The following is an 11,533-nucleotide window of genomic DNA, read 5'->3' on the forward strand; positions in this document are numbered from 1 at the left end:
GCTTACGCGCTCCTCACAGGCGAATGTGTGCAGGCAGACCGCAGCGCTCGACGACATCGGCGGGATAGCGCGGCCCCAGGAAAACCAGGCCGCTCGCCGGCGCCGTCGGGCCGGCCTTGGTACGGTCGCGACCGGCAAGCAGCTGCGCAATCCAATCCTCCGGCGCATCGCCGCGTCCGACTACCAGCAAGCTTCCGACAATGTTGCGCACCATGTGGTGAAGAAAGGCGTTGGCCTGCACTTCCACCGTCACCACATCGCCTTCACGCGCTATCGCTATTTCCTGCAACTCGCGGCGCGCATGCGGCGCCTGGCAGTGCACGGTGCGAAACGCGGAGAAGTCGTTCTCGCCCAACAGGGCCTGCGCCGCGCGATGCATCGCCGCCGCGTCCAGGGGCCGGCGTTCCCACGTCAGCACCTGGCGATTGAGCGCAGGCCGCACCTGGCGATTGAGGATCGAATAGCGATAGCGCCGCGCGCGTGCGGAAAAGCGTGCATGGAATTCGTCCGTCACCGGCACGCACCACAGCGCGCCGATCGCCGGCGGCAACTTGCTGGTGGTACCCAGCACCCAGCCGCGCGGATCGCGCCGCACGGGACTGTCGAAGTGGATGACCTGCCCGGCCGCGTGCACGCCGGCATCGGTACGGCCGGCGCAGATCGTCTCGATCGGCGTACCGGCGACGAACGACAGCGCTTCTTCGATCACCGACTGCAGGGTGACGTAGCCTTCCGGATCGCTTTCGCCGTGCTTGCTCAGGCGCTGCCAGCCGCTGAACTCGCTGCCGTCGTATTCGATGCCCATCGCATAGCGCTGCAAGGGCGGGACGCCATCCTTCATTCGAGTTCGCGCAGCATCCGTTGTGCTTGCTGGCGTGCGGCGTGGTCGCCGTTGATCACGATTTCGCCCAGCAACTGGCGTGCGCCGGCGAGATCGCCCAGATCCAGATAGGCACGGGCCAGTTCGAGGCGTTCGTGCGCCGCCTGCGTCGCGGGGTCCAGCAGCTCGCGCTGTGCGCCGCCGGTATGCCACGCGGGCGCGGCGCGCGTCGGCGGTTCCGGTGCGCGTGCAGCCGGTGCAACCGCGGCAAGCGTCGGTGCGGGTGCGGGCGCGACCGGCTCGGCTTCGACTTCCGCTTCGGCTACGTCATCCATTGCCCGCGGCGCGAACGCATCGGCGATGGAAGGCGTCGGCGTCGCGGCGACGGGCGCACGGAAACTCGGCTTCGCCGCATCGCGGCGGCGCAGGAACCACGCGATCAGTCCGCCCAGCACCAATGCGCCGCCGATGCCGAACGCCCACGGCATCACCGACGCCTGGGTCTGCTGCTTCTGCGTTTGCGCGAGGCGTTGCTGCGCGGCGGCCAGTTCGGTGTCCTTCATCGAAAGCAGCTGCTGCTGTTGCTGCTGCAGCTTTTCGAGTTCGGCGACGCGGCTCTTGAGTTCCTGGGTTTCCGCCTCGCGCGCGGCGAGGGTTTCCTTGGTCTGGGTCAGTTCCTGTTCGAGCATCGCGCCCTCGCCTCCGGCGCTGAAGCCGGACTGTGTACCCGCTTTGGTCGCATCGCTGGCGCCGGGCGGAACGATTTCCAGACGTGCATCGGCAACGCGCTTGGAAGGTGAAGTGGAAGCCGCAGCCGGGGCGGGCTTGGTCTGCGCGGCGATATCGCCACTGCGCTGTTCGACGTCGGCCGGTTGCGGCGCGGCGCGGCGCGAGGCGCGCCATTCCTGGATCTGGGTATGGACGATCGCGCTGGCCTGCTGCGCGTCCAGTTCGGTCATCGCATCGCCGCCGGGCATGCGCAGCACGGCGCCGGCCTTGAGACGGTTGATGTTGCCGTCGATGAAGGCGTCCGGGTTCGCGCGCAACAGCGCGATCATGGTCTGATCGAGCGTGCCGGCGGCGCCGACGCGTGCGGCAATGGAGGACAGGTTGTCGCCGCGCTGCACGGAGTAGTCGTTGTCGCCGAGCGGCGGACGCGTCACCGGTGCGGGCATCGCGGTGGCGACTTGCGGCGGCGGTGCGATCGGCGCCGTCGGCGCGATCGCGGTGTTGTTCAGCGGCGCGGGCTCGGCAGGCGTCGCTTCAGGAGACGGCGTTTCGGCCGGCGCCGGCGCGGGCGATTGCTCGGTCGCGACCGCGGTCGGATCGACCGGACGCTCGATGACGGCCGGCGCTTCGACGGTCGGCGCCGCGATGTCGGGCTGCAACGGTGCGGAGACGGTGCGCGGCGCATCGACCAGCGCGGAGTACTCGCGCACCAGTCGCCCCTGCCCCCAGTCGACTTCGACCAGGAAGGTCAGCAGCGGATCGCTGACCGGCTGCGTGCTGGTGACGCGGATGATGGGATTGCCGCGGGCATCCAGCGCCTGGGTGAACTGCAGCTCGGCGATGATGCCGACCGGCGGACGCAGGCCGATGCGGGAGAAGGTTTCTGGCGAGGCCAGGCCGGCCTGGAGTTGTTCGAGTTCGGACGGATCGCCGGTGACGATCGGGATTTCGGCCACCAGCGGCTGGCCGACCTTCGACTTGACCTCGATCTGGCCCAGGCCGAGCGCGGACGCGCCGAAGCTGGCCATGGCGGCCAGCAGCGCTACAACGGTTCCCGCGATTCGCTTCACGACTGGCCTCACGCCCTTCCCCGGCGCGACTCTAGCCCTCAGTGCAGGCGGTTTGCAATGAAGCTGCTGCAAATGGTTGAGCGGGTTTGGGTTTTGGCGCTTCACTCCCTCGCCCCGCTTGCGGGGTGAAGGCGTGCTGCTTACGCGCCACTGGCGCGTGCACGCCTGAACGCCCTCGCGCTATGCGCGAGGGCCGGGGGCAGAGCGAGGGACAGCGTCGCGTAGCGACGCAGGGTGAGGGGACGTGTTTGCCGGCGATAGCGATCCCGGCACGGGCAGTCGGCGCCGGTGGGCAGTCGCGACACGCCGTGAATCCGTCCATGGAGGCTTGTCAGCGGCATCCATGCCGCTGACAGTCGCGTCTGCCCACCGGCACCGCCTGCCCTCCCATACATCTCGGGCGCGTTGGCAAAAAAGCGAAAGCAACTCGCTGCGCTCGCTCCCCCTCATCTGCCCTTCGGGCATCTTCTCCCCGCATGCGGGGAGAAGAAGAGCATCGACGCCGAAGCGGTGATCACAACGCTCGCGGTGAGCGCTGCCCGATGGGATGGGGGTGCGGAGAGCGGACCAGGATGGTCCGCGGCCCCGACTAAAGGCAGGGATGCCGTCCGGAGGGGCGGAGCACCCCCGTCCCGTCGGGTAGCGCGTCCTACCGAAGCGAACCGCTTTAAAGCGCGTCCTTCCGAAGCGACCGCTTTAAGAAGCGTCAGCCTCGGCAATAACCAGTTCAGCCAGCTGCACGGCGTTGGTCGCGGCACCCTTGCGGATGTTGTCGGCCACCACCCACAGGTCCAGGCCGCGCGGGTGCGACACGTCTTCGCGCAGGCGGCCGACGTAGACGGGGTCGGTGCCGGAAGCGTGGGTGACCGGGGTCGGATAGCCGCCCGGCTTGCGCTCGTCGACCAGCACCAGGCCCGGCTGCGCGGCGAGCAGTTCACGCGCGCGGTCGACGCTGAGCTTCTCGCGGGTCTCGAGGTGCACCGCTTCGGAGTGGCCATAGAAAACCGGCACGCGCACGACGGTGGCGTTCACCTGGATGTTGTCGTCGCCGAGGATCTTGCGGGTCTCGGTGACCAGCTTCCATTCCTCGGTGGTGTAACCGTTGTCGAGGAAGTCGCCGCCGTGCGGGATCACGTTGAAGGCGATCTGCACCGGATAGACCTTCGGCTGCGCGTCCTGGAAGTTCAGCAGCGCGGCAGTCTGCCGGCCCAGCTCCTCCATCGCCTTGACGCCGGTGCCCGACACCGACTGGTAGGTGGCGATGTTGATGCGCTCGATGCCCACGGCGCGGTGGATCGGCGCCAGCGCGACCATCAGCTGCATGGTCGAGCAGTTCGGGTTGGCGATGATGCCGCGCGGGCGGTTCTTCACCTGCTCCGGATTCACTTCCGACACCACCAGCGGCACGTCGGCGTCGCCGCGGAAGCTGGAGGAGTTGTCGATCACCACCGCACCGGCCGCAGCGAACTTCGGTGCATATTCCTTCGACACGGCGCCGCCGGCGGAGAACAGTGCGATGTCGACGCCGCTCGGATCGAAGGTGGCGAGGTTTTCGACCACCAGCTGGCGCGCGCCGAATTCGATCTTGCTGCCGGCCGAGCGCTCGCTGGCGAGCACGTGCAGCTTGCCGATCGGGAACTGGCGCTCGGCGAGCACCTTCAGCATGGTTTCGCCGACAGCGCCGGTGGCGCCCACTACGGCAACGGTATAGGTCTTCTGGCTCATAGGATTCTCTTTGGAGGCTTGCGCGGCGCGCCGGGCGCGGCCGCAGGAATGCGTGGTTGAAACACTACACAAGCGGCACAGTCAGGGTGTTGCGAACCGGCAACACAGTCCCATCAAGACTGGCCGCTATCGTTTGGCGTCGCCTTTCTTGGCGCCGGTTTTGCCCGGAACCAGCGGCGCGACCTCGCCGACGTCGCCGCACTGCGCGCGATGGCGCAACGCCTGGTCCATCAGCACCAGCGCGACCATCGCTTCGCAAATAGGTGTAGCGCGAATGCCGACGCAGGGATCGTGGCGGCCGGTGGTGACCACTTCGACGGCGTTGCCTGCCGTGTCCAGGCTCTGTACCGGCAGGCGCAGGCTGGAGGTCGGCTTGAACGCGGTCGAGCAACGCAGCGCCTGGCCCGTGCTGATGCCGCCGAGGATGCCGCCGGCATGGTTGCTCAGGAAGCCGTCCGCGCTGATCTCGTCGCGGTGTTCGCTGCCCTTTTGCGCGACCGCGGCGAAACCGTCGCCGATCTCCACGCCCTTGACCGCATTGATCGACATCAGCGCCGCGGCGAGTTCACCGTCGAGCTTGCCGTAGATCGGCTCGCCCCAGCCCGGCGGCAGGCCTTCGGCGACGACGTCCACGCGTGCGCCGACCGAATCGCCCGACTTGCGCAGGGCGTCCATGTAACTCTCCAGCTCGTCGACCTGCGTGGCGTCCGGCCAGAAGAACGGGTTGGATTCAACGACGGCCCAATCGATCGCGTCGGCGTCGAAACGGCGCGGTACGACCTCGCCGATCTGCGACAGATAGCCGCGCACCTGCACGCCGTAGCGCTGCGCGAGCCACTTCTTGGCGATCACCGCGGCGGCCACGCGCATCGTGGTTTCGCGTGCACTGGAACGGCCGCCACCGCGCGGATCGCGGATGCCGTACTTCTGCCAATAGGTGTAGTCGGCGTGGCCCGGGCGGAACTGCGCGGCGATGTTCGCGTAATCCTTGCTGCGCGGGTCGGTGTTGCGGATCAGCAGCGCGATCGGCGTGCCGGTGGTGACGCCTTCGTACACGCCGCTGAGGATCTCGACCTCGTCCGCCTCGCGCCGCGCCGAGGTGTGCCGGGTCTTGCCGGTGGCGCGGCGCTCCAGATCGTGGCGAAACTCTTCCGGCGCGATCGCGATCCCCGGCGGGCACCCGTCGATCACGCAGCCGATCGCCGGACCGTGGCTCTCGCCGAAGGTCGTCACTGCGAACAGCTTGCCGAAGGTGTTGCTGGCCAAGAGGATCCTGACGCCGTCTTCCGGCGCGGGGTGAGATGGGCGGGTTAAGGCCTTGAAATATACGGGAAACTGGCCGGCGCTGGGGGCGCCGGCTTATGCGATGTCGCTATGCCGTTTAAGTGCAACAGCAACTCGCTGCGCTCGCCTCCCCTCATCTGCCCTTCGGGCATCTTCTCCCCGCAAGCGGGGAGAAGAAGAGGACCGTGACTCTTCCTTCTCCCCGCTTGCGGGGAGAAGGTGGCGCGAAGCGCCGGATGAGGGGCGCGAGCGAAGCGAGCTGCTTCAGCCCCGCGCGTCCGCAAGCGCCTTGATCCGCGCGTGATGCTCGACCAGGTCGTGGCGCTCGACCACGAAGATACCCATCTGCCCGACCTTGAACTCCACCCATGCCATCGGCAGCTCCGGCAACAGCGCGGCCAGCGCGTGCTCGGCTTCGCCCACTTCGCAGATCAGCAGGCCGTTCTCGCTCAGGTGCTCGGGCGCGTCGCGCAGGATCTTCAGCGCGAGATCGAGGCCATCGTCGCCGGCACGCAGGCCCAGTTCGGGTTCGTACGAATATTCCTGCGGCAACGCATCGGTTTCGGCATGGGTGACGTAGGGCGGATTGGTCACGATCAGGTCGTAGACCTCGCCCTGCAGCTCCTTGAACAAATCGGACTGGCGCAGGGTGACGTTGGTCGCGTGCAGGCGCTCCTTGTTTTCCGCCGCCAGCGACAGCGCCTCGTCGTTGATGTCGGCGCCGTCCACCTGCCAGTTCGGGTGGTAGTGCCCGGTGGCGATGGCGATGCAACCCGAACCCGTGCACAGGTCCAGCACGCGCTCCACCTCGCGGCCGCCCAGCCACGGCTCGAAGCCGGTAAGGATGAGTTCGGCGATCGGCGAACGCGGCACCAGCGCGCGGCGGTCGCTCTTGAAGCTCAGTCCGGCGAACCAGGCTTCGCCGGTCAGGTAGGCCGCGGGAATGCGTTCGGCGATGCGGCGTTCGAACAAGGCCAGCACCTTCGCCTTCTCTTCCGCGGTGACGCGCGCCGCGCCATACACCGGGCTCAGGTCGTGCGGCAGATGCAGCGCGTGCAGGACCAGCTGCGTGGCTTCGTCCAGTGCGTTGTCGTAGCTGTGGCCGAAGGTCAGGCCGGCCGCGTTGAAGCGGCTGCCGCCGTAACGGATCAGGTCGATGACGGAGACCTGTTCGAACAGCGGCTGTTCGGGGGAAGACTGGGCGGCCACGGCGGTTCTGCGCTGAAAGGGGGCGCAGATTATACGGGCGGCGCCTGCGCCCGGCCGTCGCGGCACCGGCCTGCGCGGCGCCGGCACGGCCGACCGGTATCATGGCGGCCGCTTTTCGCTGCCCCAAGCCTAGGAACCGGCGATGTTCAACCGCACCACCGTCTATGTCCTGATCGCGGCCCTGGCGGCCGGGCTCGGCCTGTTCGCTGCCCGCAGCTGGTTCGCGCATTCGCCCGCCGGGACTCGCCCGGCGCTGAAGGCCGCGCGCCTGTTCGACCCGCCGCGCGCGTTGCCGGCGTTCTCCTTGCGCCAATCCGACGGCACGCCGCTGGTGCCGGGGGAACTGAAGGGCCATTGGACCGTCGTGTTCCTCGGTTTCACCCACTGCCCGGACGTCTGCCCGACCACGCTGGCGCAGCTGGCCGGCGCGCAGAAGCAGTGGGCGACGCTGCCCGAGGCCACGCGTCCGCGCGTGCTCTTCGTGTCGGTCGATCCGGAACGCGATACGCCGGACCTGATCGGCGAATACGCCCACGCCTTCCACCGCGACACGCTGGCCGCCACGGCGGACGTGCCGGCGCTGGAGACCTTCGCCCGTTCGCTGAGCATGGTCTTCGCGAAGGTGCCCGCGGGCGCAGGCGCACCGGCCGATCAATATTCCATGGACCACAGCGCGTCGCTGGCGGTGCTCGATCCACAGGGACGCCTCACCGGCTTCATCCAGCCGCCGTTGCAGCCCAAGGACATCGCCGACGACATGACCGCTTTGACCCGGACCGCACTGACCGAGAGCACCAAGTGAGCCCCATCACGGCCCTAACCTACGTTCTGCCGCATCGCCTGCTGTCTTCGCTGGCGCGCCGGCTCGCCTATTCGCGCAATCGCGCGGTCAAGCAGTGGTTGATCGATACGGTCACGCGCAAATTCGGCGTCGACCTGGCGGAAGCGGCGAATCCCGATCCGACCAGCTATCCAACCTTCAATGCGTTCTTCACCCGCGCGCTGAAAATCGGTGCGCGCATCGCCGATCCGGATCCGCGCGTATTGCTGATGCCCGCGGACGGCAAGATCAGCGAATGCGGCCACATCGGCCGCGCCGACGAAGGCGTGCTGCACGAAGACTCCGGCCACATCTTCCAGGCCAAGGGCCACGGCTTCACCACCGCCGAGCTGCTGGGCGACGAGGATGCCGCGCACGCCTTCGATGGCGGCGTCTATGCCACCGTGTATCTGTCGCCGAAGGACTATCACCGCGTGCATATGCCGTGGACCGGCACGCTGCGCGAAACCGTGCACGTGCCCGGCCGCCTCTTCAGCGTCGGCCCGGATGCGGTGGGCTCGGTGTCGAAGCTATTCGCGCGCAACGAGCGCGTGGTCTGCCATTTCGACTGCGACTTCGGGCCGATGGCGGTGGTGATGGTTGGCGCGCTGCTGGTCTCGGGCGTGGAGACCGTGTGGGGCGGCGTCGAGATTCCGCCCTATGGCGGCCCGATTACGACCAAGGACTACCGCGGCAGCGGCATTGCTCTGGAACGCTTCGCCGAAATGGCGCGCTTCAACTATGGTTCGACCGTGATCGTGCTGCTGCCCAAGGGCGTGGCCGAATTGAATTCCGAACTGCGCGCCCAGCTTCCGGTGAAGCTGGGCGGTCGCCTAGCCACGCTCGCCTGAGATTTTTTCCGCCGTAACAACCGCGTTGCATCAAGGAGGCTTGCATGAAGCAGTTGATTTCCGCCGCATCGGTCCTGGTACTCGGCTTCGCATCGGCAGCGTTGTGCCTGCCGGCGCACGCACAGACCGCGGCGCCCGTCGCGAAGAAAGGCATCGTCGTGCAGGGCGGACGCGAGGCCATCGGCCCCAAGCAGGACGACCCGCGCGCCGTGTCCACGGACGACTGCACAGGCGACGGCACCGCCGTACCGGGAACCGGCACGAACGATCCGGCCGCGCAGAAGGGCATCATCGTGCAGGGCGGATTGGAAGCCATCGGTCCCAAGCAGGACGATCCGCGTGCAAGCGCCACAGGCGCCACTTCGCTGCGTGCCATCGGGCCGAAGCAAGACGATCCACGCGCGGTCTCCACCGCCTGCCAGCGCAAGAAGGCGAAGAAGACCTGATCACCAGGCAGATACAGGAAAGGCGGCCAATCGGCCGCCTTTCTTTTTTCCGCTTACAGCCTTCTTACCGACAGGCCGATCAACAACTGCGCCGACCAATAGGTCGCCAGCACGATGACAACCGCACCGGGAAATGGCGCAACGAAGCGATCGATCGCCAGCGTCGCGTCCGAGGCCACGAAGAACGCGCCACCCAACGCCGCCGCCGCGCCTGATCTGTCGCGCAGACACGACCACACCACGGCCGACTGCGCCGCCATCACCGACAGCAGCAGCACATAAACGCCGACCGGCGCCTTCAGTGCTGCCGGCAAATGCGGCCACAGCACGCTCGAGATCGCCAGCGCGATCACGGCGTAGAGCACGTAGGGCCACACTTTCGCCAGCAGCTTCGCGCGGCTGCACAGGCCGACGAGATACGCCACATGCGCGAACAGGAAGCTCGCCAGCCCGAATACAAACCAGTCCGGGCCGCCCGGCGCAGGTTCGAGCATCAGGAAGACATCGCCCAGCGCCGACAGCAGCAGCCCGACCAGCACCGCGGTCCGGTAACGGCCGCCGGTGGGCGCGCACCACACCATCGCCGCGATCAGCACGGTAGCCAGCGGCTTGCACGCGTAATGCAGCCAGCGCAGTTCGGGAACCATTGCGCCCGCGATCGCGAGCACCGCGGCGGTCACCACCGCCGCGATCCACCGGCCCTCGCTTCCCCGCGAGGCCGACAACGTTTGCGTCACCATCCCTTCCCCCTCGTCATCCTTGCCGCATGGTAGGACGGCTTATTCGCCGCAGCCTTCCAGTTTCAGTCTCTGCCCTGGCCGGATCGCGAAACGCGGCCCCTTGATCTTGTTGGCCTTGGCCAGATCGCCGGTGTCGCACTGGAACTTCTGCGCGATCGCGGTCAGCGTCTCGCCGCGCTGCACGCGATAGTTGCGCGGGTGCTTGGGCTTGGTAGGCTTGGGCTTCTCCGCCTTCTTGCCGGGGACCACCGGCGTTTCGATGGTTTCGTCGGACGGCGCCGATTCCCCATTCACTCCGACCGTCGTCACCGGCCCCATGCGCACGATCGCGGTGTTCGGATCGCTCATCACCAGCGTGCGCGCGAGTTCGGCGCGCGGACCGGAGGTGCACCAGCGGTTGTACAGGCCGACGATCTTCGTGGTCGCGTTGATCGTGGTCCCCGCCGGCAGCCAGGCTTCCGCCTGATAGCGCGGATTGAGGTTGCGCAGCGCGCGCATGTAGCCCTCGCGCTCGCCGCGGTTGCCCAGGCAGATGGTCAGCTGGTAGATCGAGCTGGGCTGCGCGAGGCGCAGCGGTGCGGGCTTCGCATCCACCTTCGGGAAGCTCAGGCCGTATTCGCGCGGATGCAGGAACAGCCAGGCCGCGGCGATCACCATGGGCACGTAGTCCTGCGTTTCCGACGGGAACTGGTTATAGACGCCGGCTTCCCAGAAGTTGCCGCTGCTGCCCTGGAAGACGCGCTGCGCACGTCCTTCGCCGCCGTTGTAGGCAGCCAGCGCCAGCTCGATGCTGCGATTCAACTGGCCCATGCGTTCGTTGAGATAGGCCGCGCTGGCTTCCGCGGCGCGGCGCGGGTCGTAGCGCGTGTCGAAACCGGTGCCGTCGTCGCCCAGGCCGAAGCGGCGACCGGTGGCGTACATGAACTGCATCGGCCCGGCCGCGCCGGCGCGCGAGGTCGAATGCACCTTGCCGTTGGATTCCTTGGCCATGATGCCGAACAGCAAGGCTTCGGGCAGTCCCGCGCGCTCGTACTGCGGCCACATCAGGTAGCGCATGTACTCGTAATTCTCGTAGCTGCTGATCAACGGCCCGCGCATGTCGGTGAGCCAGCGGCGGATGGCGGCCTGCACGGCGGGATTGAACTGCACCATCTTGTCGAAGCGATGATCGTCCGCGAGCAGATGCGCGGCGCGCGCGGCTTCGGGCACGTCGGCGGCCAGGGTGCCGGCATGGTCGTCGTCGCTTTCGGGCTCTTCTTCGGAGGCGTCGGCTTCGGCGTCGACATTGAGCTTGAGCAATCGCTTGTAGGTCGCCAGCTGGGTGGGAACCGAACAGCCGCGCTGCTTCATGCATTCGGCGATGACGTCCTCCATGTCCTCCAGCGCGGCATCGCTCTGTTTCTGTCCGTCGGGATCGGCGTTGCCGATCATGACCATGGCGTCGCGGTACTTGGCCTCGGCGGCCTGCATGCGCGTGTTGAGCGCGTCGATATTGGCCTGGTCGCGGCGCGAGACCGCGGCGGCATTGCCGGAAATCGCCGCCAGCACGGCCGCGGCGAGAATGGAGCGGAACATCAGTTGCATGGGAAACGTAAGCGTGGGGGTCTGGGGAGGGTAGACCCGCAGCGGGCGCGGCGGCAATGGCAGAACGCGGCCCATGAGCCGCGCCATTCACCCAATCACGTGGCGCGGGTGCCGAACTGCGACCGGGTTCCGCCGGGGAACTTCCCCGTGGCAGCGAAGTCGCACGTCTTCACGCGCGAGCCCTGAGCCTTGACATTCGGCGAACGGCGGACATTCACCGCTGGCATAGAATCGCGGCACTCTTGATAGCTCCCG

10 protein-coding genes are annotated in these 11,533 nt (G+C 67.6%); 3 read left to right on the plus strand and 7 right to left on the minus strand.

Going from position 1 to position 11,533, the window contains the following annotated elements:
- Nucleotides 1–13: 13 nt before the first annotated feature.
- From truA to prmB, 5 genes are all read right to left on the minus strand, one after another.
- Nucleotides 14–841 carry a tRNA pseudouridine(38-40) synthase TruA gene (truA, locus tag ACYVJ8_RS07665; protein ID WP_460710851.1) on the minus strand — a complete coding sequence of 276 codons (828 nt, stop codon included), beginning with the start codon at nucleotides 839–841 and terminating at the stop codon, nucleotides 14–16.
- Complete coding sequence (locus tag ACYVJ8_RS07670) at nucleotides 838–2,619, minus strand: FimV/HubP family polar landmark protein (protein ID WP_460710853.1); 1,782 nt, start codon at nucleotides 2,617–2,619, stop codon at nucleotides 838–840. Before ACYVJ8_RS07670 ends, truA begins: the two co-directional genes overlap by 4 nt.
- A gap of 696 nt (nucleotides 2,620–3,315) precedes the next feature.
- Entirely contained in the window at nucleotides 3,316–4,344 is a 1,029-nt protein-coding gene (locus ACYVJ8_RS07675; protein WP_460710855.1) for an aspartate-semialdehyde dehydrogenase, read from the minus strand.
- Between the two features lie 126 nt (nucleotides 4,345–4,470).
- Nucleotides 4,471–5,610 carry a chorismate synthase gene (gene aroC / locus ACYVJ8_RS07680; protein WP_460710857.1) on the minus strand — a complete coding sequence of 380 codons (1,140 nt, stop codon included), beginning with the start codon at nucleotides 5,608–5,610 and terminating at the stop codon, nucleotides 4,471–4,473.
- A gap of 282 nt (nucleotides 5,611–5,892) precedes the next feature.
- A complete protein-coding gene (gene prmB / locus ACYVJ8_RS07685) occupies nucleotides 5,893–6,807 on the minus strand; it encodes a 50S ribosomal protein L3 N(5)-glutamine methyltransferase (protein ID WP_460711103.1) in 915 nt (304 codons plus the stop codon).
- 172 nt (nucleotides 6,808–6,979) lie between these two features.
- Here prmB and ACYVJ8_RS07690 point away from each other — a divergent pair, with 172 nt between their 5' ends.
- From ACYVJ8_RS07690 to ACYVJ8_RS07700, 3 genes are read left to right on the plus strand one after another with little or no spacing between them, the layout of a single operon-like run.
- Nucleotides 6,980–7,639 (plus strand): SCO family protein, encoded by a 660-nt coding sequence (locus ACYVJ8_RS07690; RefSeq protein ID WP_460710859.1) that lies wholly within the window; start codon nucleotides 6,980–6,982, stop codon nucleotides 7,637–7,639.
- Complete coding sequence (gene asd, locus ACYVJ8_RS07695) at nucleotides 7,636–8,508, plus strand: archaetidylserine decarboxylase (RefSeq protein WP_460710861.1); 873 nt, start codon at nucleotides 7,636–7,638, stop codon at nucleotides 8,506–8,508. The genes ACYVJ8_RS07690 and asd overlap by 4 nt, the downstream gene beginning before the upstream one ends.
- A 44-nt stretch (nucleotides 8,509–8,552) precedes the next feature.
- Nucleotides 8,553–8,954: a hypothetical protein gene (locus tag ACYVJ8_RS07700; RefSeq protein ID WP_460710863.1), complete on the plus strand. Its 402-nt coding sequence runs from the start codon at nucleotides 8,553–8,555 to the stop codon at nucleotides 8,952–8,954.
- Between the two features lie 53 nt (nucleotides 8,955–9,007).
- Here the strand turns inward: ACYVJ8_RS07700 and ACYVJ8_RS07705 are convergent, their stop codons facing one another.
- Both ACYVJ8_RS07705 and ACYVJ8_RS07710 read right to left on the minus strand, forming a co-directional pair.
- Nucleotides 9,008–9,694, minus strand: coding sequence for a lysoplasmalogenase (locus tag ACYVJ8_RS07705; RefSeq protein ID WP_460710865.1), 687 nt, complete (start codon nucleotides 9,692–9,694; stop codon nucleotides 9,008–9,010).
- A gap of 39 nt (nucleotides 9,695–9,733) precedes the next feature.
- Entirely contained in the window at nucleotides 9,734–11,278 is a 1,545-nt protein-coding gene (locus ACYVJ8_RS07710) for a transglycosylase SLT domain-containing protein (protein ID WP_460710867.1), read from the minus strand.
- Between the last annotated feature and the right edge of the window lie 255 nt (nucleotides 11,279–11,533).

The sequence above is a fragment of the Lysobacter terrae genome, assembly GCF_054782215.1.